The sequence below is a fragment of the Cupriavidus sp. P-10 genome (assembly GCF_003402535.2).
In the GTDB taxonomy this organism is placed as follows: Bacteria; Pseudomonadota; Gammaproteobacteria; order Burkholderiales; family Burkholderiaceae; genus Cupriavidus.
Map to the genome: position 1 here is coordinate 1,481,836 of NZ_AP025171.1, position 23,072 is coordinate 1,504,907.

Consider the following 23,072-nt stretch of genomic DNA (forward strand, 5'->3'; position numbering starts at 1 on the left):
TGCCTGCCATGCCGGCGGGCGCTACTGCACTACGCCACCGGCGCGCAGCGCGGCGATTTCGCGGCGATCGAAGCCGAGGTCGGCGAGGGTGCGGTCGGTGTGCTCGCCTGTCATCGGGGCGCGGCGGCGTACGCCGCCGGGGGTGGCGCTCATGCGTACCGGGCTGCCGGCAATGGTCAGCTTGCGCGGGGCGCCGGGCTGCTCGGCCTCGACCAGCATCCCGCGGACGCGGAAATGCGGATCGTTGAAAATGTCGGCGGCATCGAATACCGGACCGAATGGCACGTCCCCGCCAAGCATCTCCGCGAGCGCCCGCTTGGTGTAGCGCATGGTCCAGGCGCCGACCCCCTGCTCCACCTCCTCCCGGTACTGCACGCGCAGTGCGTTGGTGGCGAAGCGCGGATCATCCGCCCATGGCGGATGGCCCATCCGGTCTACCAGCAGCTTCCAGAATCGGTCGTTCGGCACGCCCAGGCTGATAAAGCCATCGCTCGCCGGGAACAGGCCAAACGGGCAAAGCAGCGGATGGCCATTGCCCTCCGGCCCCGGCGGCTGCGCCGTGGCGCTGTACTGGAACACCATGCGCTCGCATACTGCCAGCACGGCATCGACCATGGCCACGTCAACGAACTGGCCACGCCCGGTGCGCTGGGCATGCCAGCAGGCCGCGGCGATGCCGTAGGCCAGGAACATTGCCGGCACGATATCGCCGACCCCCGGCCCGATCTTGGTCGGCGCCCCGCCGCGCTGCGGGCCGGTGATCCCCATGATGCCGCCCATCGCCTGCGCGACGGGGTCGTAGGCGGGCCAGCCGGCATAGGTGCTTGCGCCGCTGCGTGGGTCGCCGAAGCCGCGCAATGCTGCGTAGACCAGCCTGGGGTTTTCTTCGGCGAGCCGCTCGTATCCCAGCCCGAAGCGCTCCATCACCCCGGCCCGGTAGTTCTCCACCAGCACGTCCGCACTGCGCACCAGTCGCAGCAAGGTCTCGCGGCCCGCGGCCTGCTTCAGGTCGAGCACCAGCGATTCCTTGTTGCGGTTGATGGAGCCGAAATAGCCGCCAAAGCCACCCGATTCCATCGGCAATGCGCCCTCCAGGTGCGGACCGTTGCGCCGCGTCTGGTCACCGCCGGGCGGCTCGATCTTGATCACGCGCGCCCCCTGGTCGGCGAGCATCATCGAGCAGTACGGGCCGGCCAGCATCTGCGTCAGGTCGAGCACCAGCAAGCCGTCCAGCGCGCCGGCGGCGCCGCCATGCGCGCTCATTGATCGCCCCAGTGGCTCTTGCGCTTGATCAGCGCGGTGCGTTCGGCCTGGACACAAAGCTTGTCGTCCTGGTTCACGCCGTAGTGGCGGAAGCGCACGATGCCGGCATCGTCGCGCCCGGCATCCTCCCTGCCGAGCACTTCCGTAAAGGCATAGAGCGTGTCGCCGTGGAACACGGGATGCGACAGGCGGATCTTGTCGAGCCCGAGTTCGCGCAGGCAGTGCTCGGCCGTATCCTGTGCCGCCAGGCCGAGCACCATCGACAGGTTGATCCCGCCGAATACCACGCGCTGCGCGAAGATGCCGCCGGATGCACGCCGCATGACGTCTTCGTTGAAATGGCCCTCGGCGGTGTTCATGACCATATTGGTCAGCATGACGTTGTCCATCTCCGTCACGGTCTTGCCGCGTGCGTGGCGGATCAGCATGCCGGGCTCGAAGTGCTCGAAGTAGCCGTCCGGGCTGGTGAGTGCGGAATATTTCATGCTGCCTCCCTTGCCGGGCCGGATTGCTTGTCGAATGCGCGGCTGGCGATCATGCCCTCCACCTCGGACTTGCCGAGCAGGCTGGTCGCGATGATGCGTTGCTGGATCTCCGAGGTGCCCTCGAAGATCTTGGTCAGCCGCGCATCGCGCCAGTAGCGCTCCACCGGGAACAGCCTGGTATAGCCGGCGCCGCCGAAGATCTGCAGCGCGGACGATGTCACCCGCTCGGCCATTTCGGAAGCGAAGTACTTCACCATCGACGCCTCCTTGTCACAGCGGCGCTCGCTGTCGATCTCGCTGCAGACGAAATAGAGCAACTGGCGCGCGGCTTCGATCTCGGTGGCCATGGTGGCGATCTTGAAGCGGATCGCCTGGTATTCGGCGATCGGCATGCCGAACTGGCGGCGCTCCAGCGAATAGGCGATCGCATCTTCGAGCGCGCCCTGCGCCAGGCCGATGGCCCGGGCCGCAGTATGCGCACGCGCGCCTTCCAGCCCCTTGGTCATCAGCAGGAAGGCCTTGCCCTCCGGCCCCATCAGGTTGCGCTTCGGCACCCGCACGCCGTCCAGTGCCAGTTCGAAGGTCTTCCAGCCAAAGTAGCCGATCTTGGGAATGGGCGAACCGGTCATGCCGGCCGGAAAGCTGCCGCGCGGCTTCTCGATCATGAAGCACGAGATGCCCTCCCAGCGCTTGTCCGGCGCGGGCGGCGGCGAGGTCCGGGCGAACACGATCAGGTAGTCCGCGCCATCGGCAAAGGTGCACCAGTACTTGTTGCCGGTCAGCACCCAGTCATCGCCGTCAGGCACGGCGCGGCAGGAGATCGAGGCCAGGTCGGAGCCCGTGTCGGGCTCGGACAAGGCACTGGCGTTGAGGAATTCGCCGCGCACCACGCGGGGCAGGTATTCCCGGCGCATGTCCTCAGGCATCGATTTCATGATCCAGCCGCCCTGTGCGCGGGCGACGATCGATGCCACCGACATCCAGCCGCGCGAGAGCTGCTCGCAGATCAGGCAGTACTCGAAGATGCCAAGGCCCATGCCGCCGTACGCCTCGGGGATGGTGATGCCGAAGTACCCCATCTCGGCCATCTTGTCGCGCAGCGACATCGGGATTTCCGCATCCGGACCATCCAGCGCGTTAGCGACCGGCAGCACCTCTTTCATCGTGAACTCGCGCGCCGCATCGCGGATCATGCGACGCGCTTCCGTCATGTACCCCAGACCGTCTGCTGACATGCTTACCCCCTCATCCTGACCAGATTCGAACGCTTGAACTCGATGACCGCTTCGCCCCGCTGGTTGGTGCCATGCGTATGCCAGGTCACGATGCCGTAGCCTGGCCGGTTGCTCGCGGGCCGGCGCGATACCACCACGGAGCGGGCATAGAGCGTTTCGCCGGGATAGACCGGCCTGACGTAGGCCAGTTCATCGACGCCGAGGAAAGGACCGCCCCCCTCGGACAAGTCTTCGACCGACAGCCCGAACACGGTGTTGAACACCAGCAGCGGGTTGACCGGTACGCCCGGATGTCCGTTCGCCTGCGCCATCGCCTCATTGGTGTACTGCGGGTTGTAGTGCAGCGTCAGCACCGAGAACATGGTGTTGTCCGCCGCGGTGACGGTGCGGCCCCAGTGGTGGTCGAAGCGGCGGCCGGGCTCGAAGTCCTCGTAGCGGTTGCCGCGGCTGCGCAGTGTCGCGCTGGCTTTCAGGCGGGCGACGACGGGGTCGACAGCAGTCTCGTTGGATGTCATTGGATTGCCTCAAACAGGGGTTCAACGGAAGGAAGCCGGTCCAGCGCGTCGACCACCGACACCAGCTTCGAGAACCTGGCCACGCCGATCCGTGGCACGACGATGGCTTGCGCCTTCTCGACCAGGCGCCGCCATTGCATGGCCAGGTCCGTGGCGGGCACCGCGACATTGGCCTGCGCGCGCAGCGTCCGGCCATCGCGGGTCATGATCTCCACGGTGGCGGCATTGCGGTCCGCTCCCGGCACCACTTCCAGCGCGATCCGCTGCCGTGCCTTGACAAAGCGCGGCGCGAGCGCTGTCTCGGTTGAATACAACGCGAGCGATGCGGTGGGCGCGCCGTCCATCGCCAGCGCCGCAAGATGCTGGATGGAGAACTTGATCTCGAGGCCGGTCTGCGGGCTGGCGATATCGCAGACACCGCGGTGCGGACCGGACACGAAGATGGTCATGGCCTCCAGGGCATCGAGGTCGATCCGTTGCTCACGGCAGGCCGCCGCGACCGCCTCGATGGTGGAGTGCGTGAGGTAGCAGGATGCGTGGAACTTGAACAGGGTGCGTTCGATGGCCAGGCCCTGCCGTCGCTCAAACGTCTGCGGGAAAGCTGGTGCTGCTGGTGCCTGGGTGCGGCCGAAGCCCTGCTCGCATTCGATGGCGCGGGGGTTGGCGGTGAACCCGCGCGCCGCCAATCGGGCGGCCATGACGCCATTCATGGCCGCCTTGCCGGCGTGCAGCGGCTTGGCCATGGTGCCGAACATGCATTTGAGTCCCGCCGCCTGGGTCGCGGCCAGGCCGAGCGCATGCGCGGTGGCGCTTGGATCCAGGCCACCGAGCCGTGCGCATGCGGCGGCCGCGCCAAGCGTGCCGGTGGTGCCGGTCGGATGCAGGCCAAGGCGGTATTGCTCCGCGCCCACGACTTCGCCGATCCGGCTTTCCGCTTCGTGCCCCAGGATCAGCGCGCGCAGCAGGTCCCTGCCGCTGGCGCCGGTTGCCTGGGCCATCGCCAAAGCGGCAGGCGCAACCGGCACGGTCGGATGGCCATGCATGGCCGAGGCGACGTCGTCAAAATCCAGCGCATGTCCGGCGGCACCATTGATCAGCGCGGCCTGTGCAGCCTCCGCGCGCAGCCGGCTGCCCAGCAGGGCGCAAGGCAGATCACGCGAGCCGCTGGCATACTCGGCCGCGAGCATTTCCACCAAGGGCTCGTGCGCCGCGGCGATGGTGACCGCGATCCAGTCGAGCATGGCATGCCTTGCCCAGGCGAACGCCGGCGCGCCGATGCCGGCATCGTCGACCGTGCTGACCCAGTGGGCCAGCGCGTGGGTAAAGCCGCCGCTGCCCGCCGCATTTTCGATAATGTTGTCGGTTTCCACTCGGTGACATCGCCGCGCTAGCGGGGCGTAGTGTTGTTGTCGATGGACCGAGTATTGGCGATCGCTGACAGGGGCGGTATCACATATGTGATGAATCCAGGCCCCGGCGATCGATCACATATGTGATGAAAGGCGCCCCGCGGCGAAAGCGCTCTAGCAGTCGTTGGCGACGGCGAGCACGGCGGCCAGCAGCTTCTTGCGACGTGCATGCAGCCGCGCAACCGGGCCACCGGTACCAATGCCGAGCCATTGCCCGCGTATTGGCGTTGCCACCAGCGTGGCGATCACGCCCGCGCCCGGCGTGGCCAGGCTTGCCGACTCGTAGTAGCCGTGGCGGCGCGCCTGCTCCACGGCGCGCATGACCTCGGCGGGCCGTGCCGGCTGCTCGCCGGGCGCTGCCTCGGCGTTGTAGCGGCGCAGCAGGCGGCCGATCTCTTCGTCGTCCATCCGGCTCATCAGCATGATGCCGATCGCGGTGCGGTGCATCGGGCGGATCGTGCCGGACGACACCGACAAGCGCAGCGCGTGGCTGGATTCGATGACGGATAGGTACTGCAGCATGTTGCCGCTTTGCCGGCCGAGCAGCACCGTCTCGCCGGTTTCACTCGACAGTCTGCGCATCGCATCATGGACCGAGGCGCCGGGACCCTGCTTGCGGGTGGTCCAGCCGCACAGGAACGCGACCCGCACCGAGGGGCAATAGCTCCGGTTCTGCGCGTCGAACTCCATGTAGCCGCGCCCCACCATGGTTCGCAGCAGCATCGAGACGCTGGATTGCGGGATGCCGAGGCGCTCGGCGATCTCGCCGACGCGCAATGGCCGGCGCACGCGCTCGAACAATTCGAGCAGATCGAATACACGATTGGCGGACTTGACCATCCCGCTGTCCATGACGGTGTCTCCTTGACCACCTGCGGTGGCCGCTTGGCTTTTGCCGGCAGGATAGCAGCCCGGACCGCCCGAGATTCGTCCTAACCGACGATGCCCACGCTTCGGCCCAAACCCTATCCTCCTCGAAAACGAAAATCATATCGGAGACAAAACCATGGATCAGGACAGGCGCCGCGCGTTGTGGCAGATCGGTATTGGCATTGCCGCAGGTCCTTTCGCTCCGCTCGGGCTGGGCACCGCCTTCGCGCAGGACAGTGCCTATCCGTCGCGGCCAGTCCGCGTCGTCTTGCCCTATGCGGCTGGCGGCTCCAGTGACGTGGCGTTCCGCGTGCTGGCCGATGGCCTGTCGAAGGCCTGGGGCAAGCCGGTGATCGTGGACAACCGCCCCGGTGCCGGCGGCATGATCGGTGCGGATGTGGTCGCCAAGTCGGCGCCTGACGGGTACACCCTGCTAGCCACGCTGACCAACCTGGTGCAGGCGCCGGTGCTGTTCGGCAAGTCTCCCTACAACGCCGAGAAAGACTTCGTTCCCATCGCGGAACTCGCGACCCTGAACCTGGTGTGGGTGGTGCAGAAAGACCTGCCGGTGCGGGATATCAAGGGCCTCATCGAGTACGCGAAGAAGCAGGGTCGGCCGCTGCCCTACGGCACCTATGCCGTGGGCGGCACCGGACATCTGCTGATGGAAACCTTCGGCCGCGAGCACAAGCTGCCGCTGGTACACGTGCCCTATAAGGGCGAGGCGCCGCTGGTCAATGACCTGCTCGGCGGGCAGGTACAGGTCGGGGTGATCGGGCCGGGCAATGCCAGGCAGCACACTGGCAGGCTGCGCGCCATTGCTGTCAGCGGCGTCAGTCGTCCTCCGCAATTGCCTGACGTGCCGACGTTCAAGGAGCAAGGCTTTGGCGGCATGGAGCGCCAGGGCTGGTTCGGCCTGTTCGCGCCCGCCGGCACGTCTGCGGCCATCGTCGAGAAGGTCAGTGCCGACGTGAACCGGCTGATGGTCCCCGCCACGCGGGCGCGCGTAGCGGAAACCGGTTACGTTCTCACCGGTGGCACGCCGGCGGCGTTCGCCAGCACGGTGAAGGCCGACGACAAGTTCTGGCGGGAAGCGATCAGGGCGTCGAACATCAGCCTTGAGTGAGTTGCACGCCGCGCCTGCGGTGCGAGTGAAGCCTACCCGTACTTGCCGCCGGGCAGCGCCATCTCGATCGCGCTGATCAGTTCCTGCAAGCGCAGCGGCTTTGCGCAGACCGCATCGAAGCCGGATTCTATCGCCAGCCGCCGGTCTTGCTGGCGCGTGAAGGCGGTCAGGGCGATGGCCGGCACGCGGGCGCGGGATGCGACCACCTCCTGCGCGCGCACTTCGCGGACCAGTTCATTGCCGTCCCGCCCGGGCAAGCCGATATCGCTGATGATCAGGTCCGGCATGGCGTTGGCCAGCTGGGCCAGCGCGTCGTCGCCGTCGCGGGCGGTGCGGACATGGGCGCCGAAGCCGGCCAGGATGGTGCTCAGGGCCGCCGCCGCATCGCTGTCGTCTTCCACCAGCACGATATCCAGGCCGTCCAGCCGCGTCGGTGTCTCCGGTGCACCATGGCTGGCGCCGCCAGTGGCTTCGTCATCGTCCGGCTCGGCGGTGGGCGCCAGTAGCGGAATGGTGATCTCGAACGTGGCGCCGCGGCCTGTTCCTTCGCTGCAGGCCTGGACTGTGCCACCGTGCATCTCGGCAATGCGCTTGACGATGGCCAGCCCGAGGCCCAGGCCGCCATGCCCGCGCCGGTTCGCGCCTTCGCTCTGGGTGAAGCGGTCGAACAGGAAGGGCAGGAACTCCGGATCGATGCCACGGCCGGCGTCGACCACGGACAAGCTCAACGTGTCCGCATCGGACTTCGCGCTCACGCGGACGGTGGCGCCTTCAGGCGAGGACTTGATCGCGTTGGAGATAAGGTTCCACAGGATCTGCTGGAAGCGTGCCGGATCGATCCATGCGGCCGGCACCAGGTCAGGCGCAATGTCCGCCTCCAGCGACAGCTGCTTCTCGCCTGCCATCAGCTGCATGCTGTCGAGTGCGGCGCGGATGACGGTGGCCGGGTTGGCCATCTCGCGCTCCAGCTTCATCTTGCCGACGTTGAGCAGCGACACGTCGACCAGGTCGGCCACCAGCCGCTGCTGGATGGCGACATTGCGTTCGACCGCGGCCAGCCCGCGGCGCCCTTCCTCGTTGCTCACGTGGCGGCCCAGCACGTGGGTCCAGACCGAGATCACATTGAGCGGGTTGCGCAGTTCGTGCGACAGGATGGCGATGAACTCGTCCTTCATGCGGTTCAGGCGTTCGACGCCGGCACGCGCTGCCTGTTCGCGTTCGATCAGCTGCTCCTGCTGGTGTTCGAGGCGGATCCGTTCGGTCGCGTCCGTCACGACCGCGACCCGGTCGCCCGATGGCGTGGCGGAGGAAATGCTCCAGTCGAGGTGGACCGGCGCGCCCTCCGCGTCAAGCAGCGGGAACGATCCCTGCCATCCCTGGTGCGCGGCAACCGTGGCCTCGGCCGCGCGCGGGGCGAATTCCGGGGGCGCCAGCGCGGTCACCGGCTGCCCGACCAGGTCCGTGGCCGGCCGCCGCAGCAGTGTCAGCATGGCGGGATTGACGTCAACCAGTTGCCCGTTCGCATCCAGCACGCAGATGCCGCTGGCGGCCTGCTGGTAGATCGCGCGCAGGCGCGCCTCGCTCTCGCGCAACGAGCGCTCCGCCGCGCTGGCGCGCGCCAGCGCCGAGACCGTGGCAATCAGCACCTCCGGCTCGGCGGGATGGACCAGGTACGCCGTGGCCCCGGCATTGAGCCCGCGCGCCTTGTCGTAGTCCTGGACGTAAGTAGCGGACAGGTGGACCACCGGCAGCGTCGCGGTATCGGGGTCGGCGCGCAACCGCTCGCACACCTGGATTCCGTCGATATCGGGCAGGTTGATATCGAGCACGACGACCGAAATGCCGGGGGTCATCGCCAGGCGCAGCGCGTCCAGCCCGCATTCGGCCTCGGTGATGCGGAACCCGGCGCCATTGAGCACGCGCACGGTCGAATAGCGGGTCACCGGGTTGTCGTCGACGACCAGTATGTGGGGCGGCAAGGGCAACGATAAGGGCTGCGCTGTCCGAGGTGTGGATTGGGGATCCATGGTCATGCGTTCGCCTCGCCCGCCTCCGCCGGCGGTGCAGGATAGGTGAGCGGCAGCGTGACGTAGAAACGGGAGCCTACATCGACCTCACTCTCGAAGCCGACCCGCCCGCCCAGCAGTTCGGCCAGCCGCTTGCTGAGCGCCAGCCCCAGTCCCGAGCCGCGCAGGCGGCGCTGCAGCGGGGAATCGATCTGCACGAAATCCTGGAACACCGCGCCATGCATCGCCGCGGGAATGCCGATACCGGTGTCCTTGACCGAGAACATGACTTCGTCCTCGCCGACCCGCGTTGCCGAAACGCGGACTTCTCCGCGCGGCGTGAATTTGAGCGAGTTGGAGATGAAGTTGCGCAGGATCTGCGACAACTTGCGGTCGTCGCTGTAGAGGGTCGGCACCTCGTGCGGTTCTTCGAAGATCAGCGACACCTCGGGGTTCGTCAGCACCGGCTTGAACATGCCGCGCAGCGTATCGAACAGCGCGACCATGTCGAACCAGGCCGGCGACACGTCCACCCTGCCCGCTTCGAGCTTGGCCAGGTCGAGCAGGTCGTTGACCATGTCGGCGAACTCGGCAGCGGTCTCGCGCACGAACAATACCTGCCGCTCCTGCTCGGCGGTGAGGGGGCCGTCCACACGATCGATCAGCAGGCGGGTGATGCTCTGGATCGCGACGATGGGTGTGCGGAACTCATGACTCATGTAGGCCAGGAACCGGCTTTTCAGCTCCGTTGCCTGGCGCAGCTGCTCCGCCTGCATGTCCAGCTCCGCATACAGCGCCACCACGCCGCGGTTGGTTTCCTCCAGTTCGGCGCGCAGGCCGTCGCATTCGCGGATCCTGGCTTCCAGCGCCTCGCGCAGTTCGTCCGGGCTCAGCGGGGTGCCGGGCGGCAGGCGGGAGTAGTCGCGGCTGGCCATGCTCAACCCTCGGCGCGGCGAATCACGAGCACGGTCGCATCGTCCCGGCCCCGGCTGAACTTCCACACGATAAACGCCGCGATCAGTGTGGGATCGTGCCGCAACAGGCTGGCATCGTCCAGTTGCCAGCGCGATTGCACGCCATCAGAGAACAGGATGACCAGGGCATGGGCCGGCCATTCCATCACCTGCTCCTGGACGGTGTGCACCTGGATGCCGGCGGTGCCGTGCTGCGGCAGCAGCGTGCGGTCCGCGGTGCCGGTGATCACGCGGCCCATCACATTGCCGGCGCCGGCGAAGTGGATCTGGTTGGCCCGCAGGTCCAGCCGCGCCGCGCTGACGGCCGCGCCGCGGGTGGTGCGCAGTGCCGCGTGGGCGCGTTCGAGGATCTGGGACGGGCTGCTGTCGGGTTTTTCGGCAAAGGCCGCCAGCGCCGCCTGGGCTGCATCCGCGGCCAGTGGGCCATGGCCGAGGCCATCGGCCAGCATCACCTCGGCGCCGCCGTCGTGCTGCGCCACGCCCCAGCCGTCGCCGCTGACCTGTTCGCCGGGTGCCGCCAGGCATACCGCTCCGACCAGGCAGCCGTGCACCTGCGCCTCGCGTACCGGCCGCCCGCCAGGTTCCCGGTCCCGGTAGAACCGCGCCAGGATGACGCTGCCCTGGCCCAGGCAGCTGACGATATCGAAGTCGTCGGCCATGCGCTGCACCGCGCCCAGCCCCTGCCCGGCGCTGCCTGCGCTGGAATAGCCATCGCGCAGGCAGGCTTGCAGGTCGCGCATGCCGGGCCCGTTGTCCACCGAGATGAGCTCGATCAGCATGCCATCGCCGACCGCCCGCCCGCCAATGAACAGCCGGCCGCCCACGGCATGGCGCACCAGGTTGTTGCAGAGTTCGTTCGCCACCACGGCGATCCGGCCTGCCAGCGAACTGTCGAAGGCCAGCCGCGTGCACAGGTCGGCCGCGAGCCGGCGGGCCTGGCCGACCCGGCTGGCGTCGTCCATGGGCACGACGGCGGCAGGACCCTGGCCGCTACTTCCACCGAGTGACACTGACACAGGTTCCCTCCCCGACTTGGGTACGGATGGAGAAATCGTTGACCAGCCGGCGGCTTCCGGACAGGCCCATGCCCAGGCCATGGCCAGTGGTCCAGCCATCGGTCAGCGCCAGGGCAACGTCCGGGATGCCCGGGCCCTTGTCCTCGAAATGCAACCGCAATCCCCGGCGCTGACCCTCGTCGATGAATTCCCAGCGCATTTCGCCGCCGTGGCCGTGCACCACCGCATTGCGGGCCAGTTCACTGGCCGCCGTAATCATCTTAGTCTGCTCGACCAGCGAAAACTGCAGCTGGGCGGTCAGGGAACGCACGACCGAGCGTGCCTGCACGACATCGCGCTCGTCGCGCAGGGGGATCGATCCGGCGGCGTCAAGCGCGGATTGCGTCACCTGTGACCACTCCGCTGCGCCTGGTCCAGCAGTGCCATCCCGCGCTCGACGTTCAGTGCGGTCTTGACGCCCGTCAGCGGCAGGCCAAGCTCGACCAGCGTGATCGCCACGGCCGGGCGGATGCCGACCACGACCGTGTCCGCGCCCAGGATGCGCGCGATATCGGAAATGCCGACCAGCATGCGGCCGATAAAGGAATCGACGATTTCCAGCGCCGAGACGTCGATCAGCACGCCGCGCGCCGTGTTCCGCTCGATGCTGCCCGCCAGGTCTTCCTGGAGCCGCAACGCCGTCTGGTCTTCCATGTCGATCTGGATCGTGACCAGCAGGTAGGGCCCCATCCGCAGGATCGGAATGCGCTCCATGCCTGGTGCCTCCGGATCAGGCAGGATGACGGGACACCGTGTGCCCCGTCATCCGCATTGCGGCAGCCAGCGCGTCGGCCAGCGATGCCTTGGTCACGATGCCCTGCAGGTCGATGCCCAGATGCACGATGGTCTGCGCGATCTGTGGACGGATCCCGCTGATAATGCTTTCCGCACCCATCAGGCGGATCGCCGTCACTGTCTTCATCAGGTGCTGGGCCACCAGCGTGTCGACCGTCGGCACGCCGGTAATGTCGATGATGGCCAGTGCCGAGCCGGTCTCGACGATGCGCTGCAGCAAGGTCTCCAGGACCATTTGCGCGCGGTTGCTGTCGAGCGTGCCGATCAGCGGGACCGCCAGCACCCCGTCCCACAGCTTGATGACCGGCGTCGACAGTTCGAGCAGTTCCACCTGCTGGCGCCGGATGATGTCTTCGCGGGTGCGCTGGTAGGTGGACATGGTCCACTGGGCCATGCGGTCGATGATGGCGGACGCGGCCCAGATCACGTCGATCTGGGCTTCCAGGTTGCTGCGGTCGCGCTGCAGCGCCCCGAAGATCGGCCGTTTGAGCGACAGCACGAAGCCGCTGGTAATGTCCGCGGTTTCGCCTTGCGCGGCGCGCGAACCCGACAAGTGGGCGAGCGCCTCGCGCAGTTCGGCAAACGGCGGCTGGTCGAACGCGCCCGCATCGCCATCAGCGTGCAAGGCGGCCTGCAGGCCTTGCAGGATGGCGCGCTGCTCGGAGGCAAGACCGCCGGTGAAGCCCCGGCCGCCGGACAAGGCCTGGTATTCCGTGGCCCAGCTTTCGATCAATTTGTCCGGCTCGGCTTGCAACAGGTCGGCAAGGCGTTGGTTTTCTGGACGCATGTGAATGGCGGAGGTTGTAAGCGATGCACAGGGAACAAGCAACGCAAGTGTTTGTGCATTCTAGGAGAGATTGATAGCTCACCCCACGTTACAACGCGCCCTGCGGAACAAAGACGGGCGCCGCGATGTGCGCTGCGCTGCACGGTGGTGGCACCCGTCCAGGCCGGCCGTACCTCCGATATCTACTTCAGATCTGCAAACCGCATGCCGCGCGCCGCCAGCTCTGCCAGCAACGGCGCGGGCCGGAACGCCTCGCCGAGCATTTCCTCGTACTGCCGCAGCGTCCGCACCACCTTGTCCAGCCCGATGGTATCGGCATAGAACATCGGGCCGCCCCGGTACACCGGCCAGCCGTAGCCGTTGTTCCAGATCACATCAATATCGGACGCCCGCAGCGCCTTGCCCTCCTGCAGGATCTTCGCGCCCTCGTTGATCATCGGATAGACGCAGCGCTCCAGGATTTCCTGGTCGGATACCGCGCGGCGAATCCGGCCCTGGCGCGCGGCAAAGTCGCGGATGACCTGCTCGACCACTGGCGACGGCCGCGCGTTGCGCTGCGCGTCGTAGTCGTAATAGCCCGCGCCGGTCTTCTGGCCGCGCCGGTCCATCTCGCAGAGGATCTCGCGCAGTGTCGAGCCGGTGGAACGCTCGCGCACCCAGCCCAGGTCCAGCCCGGCCAGGTCGCTCATCGCGAACGGGCCCATCGGGAAGCCGAAGTCATACAGCACGCGGTCGATGTCCCAGGGCAGCGCGCCCTCCAGCGCCAGCTTCTGCGCTTCGCGCTGCCGCTGCGCCAGCATCCGGTTGCCGACGAAGCCGGGGCAGACGCCGACCAGCGCCGCGACCTTGCCGATCTTGCGGGCCAGTTCCATCGAGGTCCGTACCACCGGCTTTGCGGTCTTCTCGCCGCGCACCACTTCCAGCAGCTTCATCACATTGGCCGGCGAGAAGAAATGCAGACCGATCACGGCTTCGGGGCGCGACGTGGCTGCGGCGATCTCGTCCACATCCAGCGCCGAGGTGTTGGTAGCCAGGATGGCGCCCGGCCTGACGATGCGGTCGAGCCGACCGAACAGTTCCTGCTTGACGTCCATGTTCTCGAACACCGCCTCGATCACCAGGTCGGCATCGGCCAGTTGCTGCAGGTCCAGCGTGGGTGTCAGCAGCGCCATGCGCGCCTCGATATCGGCGGCGCTCAGGCGCCCCTTCTTCATGGTGCTGTCGTAGTTGGCGCGGATGGTGCGCAGCCCGCGGTCAAGTGCCTCCTGTGTGGTCTCGACGATGGTGACGGGCATGCCGGCGTTAAGGAAGTTCATCGCGATGCCGCCGCCCATGGTGCCGGCGCCGACGATGCCCACCCTGGCCACCGGAATCGCCGGCACGTCGGCGCCGATGTCAGGCACGTTCCAGACCTGGCGCGAAGCGAAAAAGACGTAGCGCTGCGCCGCCGACTGCGTGCCTGCCATCAGCGCCTGGAACAGCTCGCGCTCGCGCCGCAGGCCTTCGTCAAAGGGCAGTTCAACCGCGGCCTCGATGCAGCGGATATTGGCCTCGGGCGCCTCGAAGCCGCGGAACCGGCGCGCGTTGGCCTTGCGGAAGGCGGCAAACAGTTCGCCATTGCCGCGCGCGGGGGCGATCTTGTCGTCGAGGTCGCGCACCTTGCGCAGCGGCCGATTCCCGGCAACGAGCCGGCGCGCAAAGGCGATGGCATCGGCGCGCAGCGTGGCATCGCCGGCAAGCGCATCGAGCAGGCCCATTTCGGCCGCCTCCGGCGCCGGCACGTGGGTGCCGTAGGTGACCATCTCCAGCGCCTTTCCGACGCCGACCAGCCGGGGCAGCCGCTGCGTGCCACCGGCACCCGGCAGCAGCCCGAGGTGGACTTCGGGCAGGCCGCATTTCGCGCTGCGCGCGGCGATGCGGTAATGGCACACCAGCGCCACCTCCAGCCCGCCGCCGAGCGCGGTGCCGTGGATGGCGGCGACCACCGGCTTGGGGCTGTTCTCGATGGCAGCCTGCACGTCAGGCAGTCCCGGCGGCACGAACGGCTTGCCGAACTCGGTGATATCGGCGCCGGCAATGAAGGTCTTGCCGGCACAGGCCAGCACGATGCCCTGCACCGCCGGATCGGCGACGCAGCGCTCGATCCCCTGCAGGATGCCCGCGCGCACGGCGGCGGACAGCGCGTTGACGGGGGGCGAATCGACGGTCAGCACGGCGATATTGCCGTCCATGGCAAGGCTGGTGACTGCGTTGATGGCGGTCATGCAAGCTCCTTGATTGTTCGGGAAAGCGTTCGGGGAAAGCGCTTGTAAAAAAAATTGGCTGGCCAGGCACGCCTCAGTCACGCAGCCCGGCCACGTCATCGGTGCGGTCCGTTGCGCTGCGGCGCGAGCGCGGGTCGGCGATACGCAGCGCCAGCACGAAGGCGGCCAGCTTGACCGCGATGGCAACGACGAAGACCAGCGGAAAATGCACCGACTGCGCCAGCAGCCCGCCGATCACCGGCCCGAGGGCCATCATGGCGAAGGTGGCCGTATCGGAAACCGCGAGCAGCATCGGCCGGTCCTTGCGTGCGCCGAACTCCATCACCAGGTTGTCCGCCGAGATAAAGAAGCCGCCGAAGCCCGCCCCCAGGCCGCAGAACGCCAGCAGGAAGCCCGGCAGCGTGGCGCACGCCAGCAGCCACGCCGTGGCGGCGATCCAGGTGGCGATGCTGGCCAGGAACACCACGCGGTAGCCAACGCGGTCGGCGACACGGCCCCAGGCGAGGTTGCTGCCCGTCTGCGCCAGCAGGTAGGCCAGGCTCAGGTACCCGAGCGTGGAGCCATCCAGCCCGAGCAGCCGGCCGGCGTAGATCGCGTAGAACGGCATCGCCATCATGCCCAGCGCCACCAGTGCCCGCGCCACGAAGAAGCGCACGAAATCCCGGTCGGCGGCCAGCAGCGCCGGCAACTCGCGCACGCGCCGGCCAAAGCCCGCGCGCACGCGCACGTCATGCAGCGCCGGCTCGCGCATGCCGGCCAGCGCCGAGATCCCGAGGCTCGTCAGCACGAAGGCCGCCAGGAACGTGGCGGCATAGCCATTGCCGAACACGTCGTTGCCGACCAGGTAGCGCCCGCCCATCCACGCCACCGTCGCCGCGGTCAGGCCGCCGAAGAAATTGCGCAGCGCCGTCAGCCGACCGCGCCGCGCCAGCGGGATGATCTTGGAGGTCAGGTAGTTGAAGCTCACGTTCTGCACGCCGTTGAGCAGACCGAACAGCAGCAGGAACGCCGCCGCGGCCGCCAGCGCGCCGCGCCCGCTCAGCAGCAGCGCAGACAGCGCCAGCCCCAGGATCTGCCCGCGCACCAGCCAGCCCACCAGGTAGATCAGCGGCATCACGCGCTGGCGATGCTCGATCAGCGTCGCGCCCCAGATCGACGAAGCCGCCATGCCGGCATATTGGGCCGCGAGCACGAGCCCGACGGTGAGTTTGGAGCCGGACAACAGGTACAGGTAGGCGGGCACGAAGGTGGGTGCGGTCACCAGCCGGAAACCGGTCATGCCAAGCATGCCGTGGATCAGGAACGCCTTCGCGTTGCGCGGCAAGTGGCGGTCGACATGGTCGCGGAAATGCTGTTCGGCCCGTTGCTGCTCCGCCTCCGCGGCTGCGCCCGGCAGCGCGCCGCTCATGCCGGCCTGCGTTGTCACGTTGTCTCCCGCTATCAGTCCGGCCCGGTGCGGTGCCGGATGTTTTTAGTATTGTTGGTATGGCTGCGAAGAATCGTAGCACAAGCGTTCGTTTTTCGAGCGTGGGGATTCTTGGCGATTTCGAAATTCCGGCATCGGGGCGAAAAGCTGGCACCGACGGCGCTGAGGCAAGCCCGGCCAGGCAGGTGGGAATGCGGCACGAGCCCCACGATTCTGGCCATACATATCATGAAAATTCCGCATATTCACGCAAGTTTGCTGCGCCGCATTAGCGCTGCGATGCCTTTGCCGTGGCGGCTTCCCGTCCCATCCTGGCCCTTCCCTCCGGTTCCGGATGGCGCCGTCCTGCCGTGCGGTTTAGGTTTTGGAGTATTGACGATGCCAGAAGCGACTTGTATAAAAGTTCCTGCCGCTGCGCAGAGTCTGCTGTTTTTAGAAAAATGAGACTGCTGGCGCAGTGCCCCTGATCCCGCCGGCCGCCAGGCGACAGCGCAGGACAACGGGCTCCACAGGTGCACAACAAGGAGACGAGCTTGGACGCACTGGAAACGTTCCGGCAGCAGGCACACGCCTGGCTGGAGGCCAATTGCCCCCCTGAAATGCGCCTGCCGATGCAGGACGAGGAAGACATCTGCTGGGGCGGCCGCAACTTCCGCTATCAGTCAGAAGCGCAGCGGCTGTGGCTGCAGCGGATGGCCGGACAGGGCTGGACCGTACCGGAATGGCCACGCGAGTATGGCGGCGCCGGATTGAGCGCCGCCGAGGCCCGGGTGCTGCGCGCCGAGATGCAGCGGCTGAACTGCCGCGTGCCGCTGCAGAGCTTCGGCACCTCCATGCTCGGCCCCGCACTGCTGAAATATGGCACCGAGGCACAAAAGCAGGAACATCTCCCCAGGATTGCACGCGGCGAGAGCCGCTGGTGCCAGGGCTATTCGGAACCCAATGCCGGCTCCGACCTGGCCGCGCTGCAGACGCGCGCCGACGAGCGCGATGACCATTTTGTGGTCAACGGCCAGAAGATCTGGACGTCGTATGCCGACAAGGCCGACTGGATCTTCTGCCTGGTGCGCACCGACTTCGCGGCGCAGAAGCATACCGGCATCAGCTTCCTGCTGTTCGACATGGCGTCGCCGGGTGTCTCGACCCGCCCCATCGTGCTGATCTCCGGCAAATCACCCTTCTGCGAGACCTTCTTCGACAACGTAAAGGTGCCGCGCCACCAGCTTGTCGGCGAGCTCAACGGCGGCTGGGCCATCGCCAAGTACCTGCTGACGCATGAGCGCGAGATGATCAGCGCGATCGGCAGCCGCGGCTTCCGCCAGCCGCTGGGGCGCCATGCCGCCAGGGTCATCGGCGTGGACGAGCGCCATCGGCTCGATGACCCGATGCTGCGCGCGCAGATCGCCCGCTTCGAAATAGACGAAGCCGCGTTCGCCGCCGCCGGCGAGCGCGCCCGTGACCTGGCCCGGCAAGGCGAAGGCATGGCCGCGTTCTCGTCCGTGCTGAAGTACTACGGCGCGGAACTGAACAAGCGGCGCTATGAGCTGCTGATGTCGGTCGGCGGCACCGATGCCCTCGAATGGGAAGGCCCGCGCAGCCAGGAAGGCGCGCTGGCCAGGGCATGGCTGCGCACCAAGGCGAACTCGATCGAGGGCGGCACCAGCGAGGTCCAGCTCAATATCGTCGCCAAGCGCCTGCTCGGTCTGCCCGGCGCCTGAGTTGCTGCCTGAGTTGCCGCCTGAGTTGCTGCGCAATCCTCCAAGACCCCACCTCTGCCAAACGCCGCCATGCCCATCGTATTGACCGACACGCAGGAGATGCTGCGCGACAGCGCCATGACGTTCCTGCAGGAGAACGCCCCGATCTCCGCGCTGCGCACGCTGCGCGACACCCGCGACCCCGTCGGCTTCTCGCGCGAGCTGTGGCAGCGCTGCGCCGCGCTGGGCTTTGCCGGGGTGATGATCGACGAGGCCTACGGCGGCAGCGGCCTCGGCGCGGTCGAGGCCGGCGTGATCGCGGAAGCGATCGGCACCACGCTGGCGCCGCTGCCCTTCCTGTCCACTGCCGTGCTTGGCGCTGCGCTGGTCGGCCTGTACGGCAGCGACAGCCAGCGCAGCGCGTTGCTGCCGGAGATCGCCGCGGGCCGGCACCTGATGGCGCTGGCGCTGGACGAAGCCGCCCGGCACCGGCCCGAGCGCATCGCCATGCAGGCGCGGCGCGACGCCGACGGCTATGTGCTCGATGGCACCAAGGTCTTCGTGGTCGACGGCCATGTGGCCGATACGCTGGTGGTCGCGGCACGCACGGGTGCAGCCGGCGCGAGCGACGGCATCTCGCTGTTCCTGGTACCGCGCGACCACGCTGGCGTACAGGTAGAGCGCTGCGTGCTGGCTGACGCCACCAACGCCGCGCGCATCACCTTCGGCACCGCCAGGGTGCCGGCCGATGCGCTGCTTGGCAGCGTGGGTGCCGGGGCGCAAATGCTGGAGCGCGTGCTCGACATCGCCCGCGCGGTGCTGTCGTCCGAACTGCTCGGCATCGCCGATGCCAGCTTCGCGCGCACGCTGGCCTACCTGAAGGAACGCAAGCAGTTCGGCAGGGCCATCGGTGAATTCCAGGCACTGCAGCACCGCGCCGCGCATCTCTTCGCCGAGATCGAGCTCGCGCGCGCTGCCGTGCTGCGCTGCCAGCAGCGGCTCGACGAAGGCCGCGCTGACGGCCCCGAGCCGCTGGTCTGCGTGGCCAAGGCCAAGGCCGGCGATACCGCCACGCTGGCGGTGCAGGAAGGCGTGCAGATGCAAGGCGGCATCGGCATGACCGACGAATTCGATATCGGCTTCTTCATGAAGCGCGCCCGCACCGCGCACGAATGGCTGGGCGACGCCAACTGGCAGCTCGACCGCTGGGCCACATTGCGCGGCTATTGAGCGGATATTGAGCGGCTGGATCCGAGCCACTGACACAGGCGGCCCCAAGGCGGGGCCCTGCAGGACATCACGCAACACCGAGGCGGCAACGGGCGCCCCCGCCGCGGCGTCACGCGCCCGCGCCGGCCCGACCGCCAGCAAGGAGGCAGCATGTCGGCAAGTCCCTGGACACCCGCATTCCCGCCAACGAAGGCATCTGCCGGCGCCACGCCGCAATGCCGGCACACGCACGGAGGCCGGCCATGAGCGCCTATCTACTGCGCCGCCTGCTGGCGCTGCTGCCGACGCTGGTCTTCGCCAGCATCATCGTGTTTGCCATCGTGCGGCTGGTGCCAGGCGACGTGGTCGACCTGATGCTGAGCCAGAACGACATCAGCGCCGATACCCGCACCCGCGAAGACCTGGTCCGCACGCTCGGGCTGGACCGCCCGATGTGGGAGCAGTACCTGCACTGGGTCGGCAATATCGTGCTGCATGGCGACCTGGGCCAGTCGCTGTGGCAAGGCGAGCCGGTGCTGAAGATGGTGATGGCGCGCATCCCCGCTACCTTCTCGCTGGGCGTGCTGGCCCTGGGCGTGGCACTGACGGTGGCGCTGCCGATCGGCGTGCTGTCCGCGATCCGGCAGGACACCGCGGCGGACTATGTGGCGCGTTCCTTTTCTATCCTGATGCTGGCGGTGCCAAGCTTCTGGCTCGGCACGATGGTGATGGTATTCCCTTCGGTCTGGTGGGGCTGGTCGCCGGAAGTGCGCTACGTCCCCTTCCTGGAAGACCCGGTGCAGCATGTCAGGCAGATGCTGGTGCCGGCCGTCGTGCTGGGCATGGCGCTGTCGGCCATCACCATGCGCATGACGCGGACCATGATGCTGGAGGTGCTGCGCCAGGACTATATCCGCACGGCCTGGGCCAAGGGACTGAACGAGCCGCTGGTGATCCTGCGGCATGCGCTGCGCAATGCGCTGATCCCGGTGGTGACGCTGATCGGCCTTCAGGCGCCGCTGCTGATCGGCGGCGCCGTGGTGATCGAGCAGATCTTCGTCGTGCCGGGCATGGGGCTGCTGCTGCTCGATGCCGTGCACCAGCGCGACTATCCGCTGATCACGGGCGTCTTCCTCGTGGTCGGCGTCGCGGTGATGCTGATCAACCTGCTCGTCGACCTGAGCTACGGCCTGTTCGACCCCAAAGTGAGGCACCGCTGATGGCACCCCCGACCGTCGATCCGCAAGCCGCTTCCGCCACCCTGCCTGCCACGCTGCCCGGTGCCCTGCCCCGCGCCGCCCGGCAACGGCAGCCCCGCTTCGCCCTGCTGCGCCGGCTGTTCCGCGACAAGCCGCTGGGTGCGGCCGGCGCGGTGATCTGCGCGGTGTTCCTGTTCTGCGGCGTGTTCGCAGACCTGCTGGCGCCGTATGGCATGAACGAGATCAACATGATGGCGCGGCTGCAGCCGCCCTCGTGGGCGCATCCGTTCGGCACCGACAACCTTGGCCGCGACATGTTCTCGCGCTGCCTGTATGGGGCCCGGCTGTCGGTGGTGATCGGACTGTCGGCGGCGACGCTGGCCACGGCGATTTCCCTGCTGCTGGGCATCCTGACCGGCTACCTCGGCGGCAAGATCGACCTGTTCGTGCAGCGTATGGTCGATGCCTGGATGAGCTTTCCCGACCTGGTGATCCTGATCGTGGTGGTGTCGGTGCTGGGCCCGGGCAGCTGGCAGATTGTCTGCACGCTCGGCCTGCTGCTGGGCATCGGCGGCTCGCGCATCGTGCGCAGCGCGGTGGTGTCGGTGCGCGAGAACATGTACGTGCATGCGGCGCAGTCGATGGGCGCGTCGACCAGCCGCATCCTGTGGCGCCATATCCTGCCCAATGTGCTGCCGCCGGTGATCGTGCTGTTCACCACGCGAGTGGGCACCGCGATCCTGGCGGAGTCGGGGCTGTCCTTCCTCGGCCTCGGCGTGCCGCCGCCGGCCCCGACCTGGGGTGGGATGCTCTCGGGCGATGGCCGCACCTTCATGTTCCAGGGCCCGTGGCTGGCACTGGCGCCGGGCGTCTGCCTGACGGTCGTGGTCTATGCAATCAACGTGTATGGCGATGCATTGCGCGACCTGCTCGACCCGCGCATGCGGGGCAGCCGCTGAGAACAGCAAATTGACGAGCGGCCGGCATAACGAGCCGGCACATCATGATCCCCAAAGGAGCAGACGATGGTGCGCAGCGTGAAGACGGACGGCGGAATGGCGAGGCGGGCTTCCCTGGCGGTGGCGATGGCGGCGACGGCAATGGCCGCGGCCTTGGCCTGCGGCACGGCGGCCGCGCAGGCGGAAGCGCCGAAATATGGCGGCACCATCGAAGTCGGCTCGGTCTACCCCACCATCTCCGCATTGTCGTGGGACCTGGGCGACTGGAACTGGAAGCAGAACTACGACACCGGCCAGGTCTATGAGCAGCTCTTCGCCGCCGACCTGTCCAAGTCCCGGCGCAACGGTGGCAAGTACGCGTTCCAGGCCGACGCCTGGCTGCCCGAAGATGCCATCCGTGGCGAACTCGCCGAGAGCTGGAAATGGACCGACCCGCTCACGCTCGAAGTCAAGCTGCGCAAGAACGTGCGCTTCCCGGCCAAGCCGGGCGTGATGGAAGAGCGCGAACTGACCGCCGAGGACGTGGTGTTCAGCTACAGCCGCCAGAGCGCCAGCGCCAAGAAAATCCCCACCTACTTCGACCACCTGAGCAAGGTCGAAGCCGTGGACAAGCATACGGTGGTGTTCCGCTTCAAGGAGTTCAATGCGGAATGGGACTACCGCTTTGGCTGGGGCTATTACTCCGGCATCATGCCCAGGGAGGTCGCCACCGCCGGCGCCGCGAACTGGAAGAACGTCACCGGCTCCGGCCCGTTCACGCTGAGCCAGTTCGTGCAGGGCAATTCCAGCACGTATGCGAAGAATGCGCAGTACTGGGACACCGAGAAGATCGGCGGCAAGGACTACAAGCTGCCCTTCGCCGACAAGGTGGTGCTGCGCACCGTCAAGGACGAGGCCACCCGCAACACCATGCTGCGCACCGGCAAGCTCGACGTGCTGGAAATGGTGCGCTGGACCGCCGTCGATGAACTGAAGAAGAGCGCGCCGCAGCTCAAGTGGTCCCGCTGGCTGTCCTACACCGGGCAATACCTGGCGCTGCGCGTCGACGCCAAGCCGTTCAACGATATCCGCGTGCGCCGCGCGCTGAACATGGCGGTGAACAAGCAGGAAATCGTCAAGCAGTACTACGGCGGCAATGCCGAGCTGTTCGCCTATCCGCAGCACCCGGATTACACCGGCTATTTCGAGCCGCTCAGCGCCATGCCGGAATCGGTCAAGGAGTTGTTCACCTATAACCCGGAAAAAGCGAAGAAGCTGCTGGCCGAGGCCGGCTACCCGAAGGGCTTCAAGTTCAAGGTGCAGGTCTGCGCCTGCGCCCAGGACCATATGGAAATGCTGCCGCTGATCGCCGCGTACCTGGAGCAGGTCGGCGTGCGCATCGAGATCCAGCCGATGGAGTACGGAGCCTTCCTGTCGGCAATGACCACCAAGACCAATGCGCCGGGCTACATGATGAGCAACGGCCATACCAACCCGACCACGACGATCCGCAAGAGCTTTGTCGCGGGACAGGTGTGGAACGCCTCGCAGTGGAACGACCCCAGGTTCGATGCCCGCGTCAACCAGGCCTTCCAGATGCGCGACCTGGGCAAGCGTCAGGAAGCGCTGCGTGGAATGACCCGCGACATCCTGGCAGAAGCCCCTTATATCTGGCTGCCCACGCCCTACCTGTTCACCGCGTGGTGGCCGTGGGTCAAGAACTACGACGGCGAGTTGCGCGCCGGCGCCGTGCGTAACGGGCCCATCTATGCACGGGCCTGGATCGACCAGGAGATGAAGAAGAAGCTCGGGTTCTGAC

20 protein-coding genes are annotated in these 23,072 nt (G+C 67.3%); 6 read left to right on the forward strand and 14 right to left on the reverse strand.

The annotated features are described in order from the left end of the window. Positions 1-21: 21 nt before the first annotated feature. From CTP10_RS23770 to CTP10_RS23795, 6 genes are all read right to left on the reverse strand, one after another. Positions 22-1,263: a CaiB/BaiF CoA transferase family protein gene (locus tag CTP10_RS23770; protein ID WP_116321709.1), complete on the reverse strand. Its 1,242-nt coding sequence runs from the start codon at positions 1,261-1,263 to the stop codon at positions 22-24. Continuing rightward, positions 1,260-1,748 (reverse strand): MaoC family dehydratase, encoded by a 489-nt coding sequence (locus CTP10_RS23775; protein ID WP_116321710.1) that lies wholly within the window; start codon positions 1,746-1,748, stop codon positions 1,260-1,262. The genes CTP10_RS23770 and CTP10_RS23775 overlap by 4 nt, the downstream gene beginning before the upstream one ends. Continuing rightward, a complete protein-coding gene (locus tag CTP10_RS23780) occupies positions 1,745-2,983 on the reverse strand; it encodes an acyl-CoA dehydrogenase family protein (protein WP_116321711.1) in 1,239 nt (412 codons plus the stop codon). The genes CTP10_RS23775 and CTP10_RS23780 overlap by 4 nt, the downstream gene beginning before the upstream one ends. Before the next feature lie 2 nt (positions 2,984-2,985). After that, positions 2,986-3,498: a MaoC family dehydratase gene (locus CTP10_RS23785; RefSeq protein WP_199414653.1), complete on the reverse strand. Its 513-nt coding sequence runs from the start codon at positions 3,496-3,498 to the stop codon at positions 2,986-2,988. After that, positions 3,495-4,868: an MmgE/PrpD family protein gene (locus tag CTP10_RS23790; RefSeq protein WP_233528261.1), complete on the reverse strand. Its 1,374-nt coding sequence runs from the start codon at positions 4,866-4,868 to the stop codon at positions 3,495-3,497. The genes CTP10_RS23785 and CTP10_RS23790 overlap by 4 nt, the downstream gene beginning before the upstream one ends. Before the next feature lie 153 nt (positions 4,869-5,021). After that, entirely contained in the window at positions 5,022-5,759 is a 738-nt protein-coding gene (locus CTP10_RS23795; RefSeq protein ID WP_116321712.1) for an IclR family transcriptional regulator, read from the reverse strand. 154 nt (positions 5,760-5,913) lie between these two features. Between CTP10_RS23795 and CTP10_RS23800 the strand changes: the two genes are divergently transcribed. Beyond that, positions 5,914-6,903: a Bug family tripartite tricarboxylate transporter substrate binding protein gene (locus CTP10_RS23800; RefSeq protein WP_116321713.1), complete on the forward strand. Its 990-nt coding sequence runs from the start codon at positions 5,914-5,916 to the stop codon at positions 6,901-6,903. A 32-nt stretch (positions 6,904-6,935) separates the two neighbouring features. On the opposite strand, the gene CTP10_RS23805 is transcribed toward CTP10_RS23800, so the two are convergent. The 8 genes from CTP10_RS23805 to CTP10_RS23840 form a co-directional block, all read right to left on the reverse strand. Continuing rightward, complete coding sequence (locus CTP10_RS23805; protein ID WP_233528262.1) at positions 6,936-8,936, reverse strand: hybrid sensor histidine kinase/response regulator; 2,001 nt, start codon at positions 8,934-8,936, stop codon at positions 6,936-6,938. Beyond that, positions 8,933-9,844, reverse strand: a complete 912-nt coding sequence (locus CTP10_RS23810) for a sensor histidine kinase (protein WP_116321714.1) — start codon at positions 9,842-9,844, stop codon at positions 8,933-8,935. The genes CTP10_RS23805 and CTP10_RS23810 overlap by 4 nt, the downstream gene beginning before the upstream one ends. 2 nt (positions 9,845-9,846) lie before the next feature. Continuing rightward, a complete protein-coding gene (locus tag CTP10_RS23815) occupies positions 9,847-10,845 on the reverse strand; it encodes a SpoIIE family protein phosphatase (RefSeq protein ID WP_116321715.1) in 999 nt (332 codons plus the stop codon). Positions 10,846-10,873: 28 nt separating this feature from the next. After that, positions 10,874-11,287, reverse strand: coding sequence for an anti-sigma regulatory factor (locus CTP10_RS23820; protein WP_116321716.1), 414 nt, complete (start codon positions 11,285-11,287; stop codon positions 10,874-10,876). Next, on the reverse strand, positions 11,284-11,652 hold the full coding sequence (locus CTP10_RS23825) for an STAS domain-containing protein (RefSeq protein WP_116321717.1): 369 nt from the start codon (positions 11,650-11,652) through the stop codon (positions 11,284-11,286). The genes CTP10_RS23820 and CTP10_RS23825 overlap by 4 nt, the downstream gene beginning before the upstream one ends. 16 nt (positions 11,653-11,668) lie before the next feature. Next, positions 11,669-12,520, reverse strand: coding sequence for an STAS domain-containing protein (locus CTP10_RS23830; RefSeq protein ID WP_116321718.1), 852 nt, complete (start codon positions 12,518-12,520; stop codon positions 11,669-11,671). Between the two features lie 182 nt (positions 12,521-12,702). Beyond that, positions 12,703-14,784: a 3-hydroxyacyl-CoA dehydrogenase NAD-binding domain-containing protein gene (locus CTP10_RS23835; RefSeq protein ID WP_116321719.1), complete on the reverse strand. Its 2,082-nt coding sequence runs from the start codon at positions 14,782-14,784 to the stop codon at positions 12,703-12,705. A 73-nt stretch (positions 14,785-14,857) separates the two neighbouring features. Then, positions 14,858-16,210: an MFS transporter gene (locus CTP10_RS23840; RefSeq protein ID WP_233528263.1), complete on the reverse strand. Its 1,353-nt coding sequence runs from the start codon at positions 16,208-16,210 to the stop codon at positions 14,858-14,860. Between the two features lie 533 nt (positions 16,211-16,743). Here CTP10_RS23840 and CTP10_RS23845 point away from each other — a divergent pair. The 5 genes from CTP10_RS23845 to CTP10_RS23865 all read left to right on the forward strand — a co-directional run bounded on the left by CTP10_RS23845 (position 16,744) and on the right by CTP10_RS23865 (position 23,071). After that, complete coding sequence (locus CTP10_RS23845; RefSeq protein ID WP_116321721.1) at positions 16,744-17,928, forward strand: acyl-CoA dehydrogenase family protein; 1,185 nt, start codon at positions 16,744-16,746, stop codon at positions 17,926-17,928. A gap of 69 nt (positions 17,929-17,997) precedes the next feature. Next, the gene (locus CTP10_RS23850; RefSeq protein WP_116321722.1) at positions 17,998-19,137 is read left to right on the forward strand and encodes an acyl-CoA dehydrogenase family protein; all 1,140 of its coding nucleotides are present in this window, start codon (positions 17,998-18,000) and stop codon (positions 19,135-19,137) included. A gap of 242 nt (positions 19,138-19,379) precedes the next feature. Beyond that, complete coding sequence (locus CTP10_RS23855) at positions 19,380-20,336, forward strand: ABC transporter permease (RefSeq protein WP_116321723.1); 957 nt, start codon at positions 19,380-19,382, stop codon at positions 20,334-20,336. After that, positions 20,336-21,274, forward strand: a complete 939-nt coding sequence (locus CTP10_RS23860; protein ID WP_116321724.1) for an ABC transporter permease — start codon at positions 20,336-20,338, stop codon at positions 21,272-21,274. The genes CTP10_RS23855 and CTP10_RS23860 overlap by 1 nt, the downstream gene beginning before the upstream one ends. Before the next feature lie 141 nt (positions 21,275-21,415). Next, positions 21,416-23,071 carry an ABC transporter substrate-binding protein gene (locus CTP10_RS23865; protein WP_317924812.1) on the forward strand — a complete coding sequence of 552 codons (1,656 nt, stop codon included), beginning with the start codon at positions 21,416-21,418 and terminating at the stop codon, positions 23,069-23,071. Position 23,072 lies beyond the last annotated feature (1 nt).

Bases quoted from the DNA above. Each gene is read 5' to 3' on its own strand.
- CTP10_RS23770 (WP_116321709.1), bottom strand. From the start codon at position 1,263: ATGAGCGCGCATGGCGGCGCCGCCGGCGCGCTGGACGGCTTGCTGGTG.
- CTP10_RS23775 (WP_116321710.1), bottom strand. From the start codon at position 1,748: ATGAAATATTCCGCACTCACCAGCCCGGACGGCTACTTCGAGCACTTC.
- CTP10_RS23780 (WP_116321711.1), bottom strand. From the start codon at position 2,983: ATGTCAGCAGACGGTCTGGGGTACATGACGGAAGCGCGTCGCATGATC.
- CTP10_RS23785 (WP_199414653.1), bottom strand. From the start codon at position 3,498: ATGACATCCAACGAGACTGCTGTCGACCCCGTCGTCGCCCGCCTGAAA.
- CTP10_RS23795 (WP_116321712.1), bottom strand. From the start codon at position 5,759: ATGGACAGCGGGATGGTCAAGTCCGCCAATCGTGTATTCGATCTGCTC.
- CTP10_RS23800 (WP_116321713.1), top strand. From the start codon at position 5,914: ATGGATCAGGACAGGCGCCGCGCGTTGTGGCAGATCGGTATTGGCATT.
- CTP10_RS23805 (WP_233528262.1), bottom strand. From the start codon at position 8,936: ATGACCATGGATCCCCAATCCACACCTCGGACAGCGCAGCCCTTATCG.
- CTP10_RS23810 (WP_116321714.1), bottom strand. From the start codon at position 9,844: ATGGCCAGCCGCGACTACTCCCGCCTGCCGCCCGGCACCCCGCTGAGC.
- CTP10_RS23815 (WP_116321715.1), bottom strand. From the start codon at position 10,845: ATGGACGACGCCAGCCGGGTCGGCCAGGCCCGCCGGCTCGCGGCCGAC.
- CTP10_RS23825 (WP_116321717.1), bottom strand. From the start codon at position 11,652: ATGGAGCGCATTCCGATCCTGCGGATGGGGCCCTACCTGCTGGTCACG.
- CTP10_RS23830 (WP_116321718.1), bottom strand. From the start codon at position 12,520: ATGCGTCCAGAAAACCAACGCCTTGCCGACCTGTTGCAAGCCGAGCCG.
- CTP10_RS23835 (WP_116321719.1), bottom strand. From the start codon at position 14,784: ATGACCGCCATCAACGCAGTCACCAGCCTTGCCATGGACGGCAATATC.
- CTP10_RS23850 (WP_116321722.1), top strand. From the start codon at position 17,998: ATGCCCATCGTATTGACCGACACGCAGGAGATGCTGCGCGACAGCGCC.
- CTP10_RS23855 (WP_116321723.1), top strand. From the start codon at position 19,380: ATGAGCGCCTATCTACTGCGCCGCCTGCTGGCGCTGCTGCCGACGCTG.
- CTP10_RS23860 (WP_116321724.1), top strand. From the start codon at position 20,336: ATGGCACCCCCGACCGTCGATCCGCAAGCCGCTTCCGCCACCCTGCCT.
- CTP10_RS23865 (WP_317924812.1), top strand. From the start codon at position 21,416: ATGGCCGCGGCCTTGGCCTGCGGCACGGCGGCCGCGCAGGCGGAAGCG.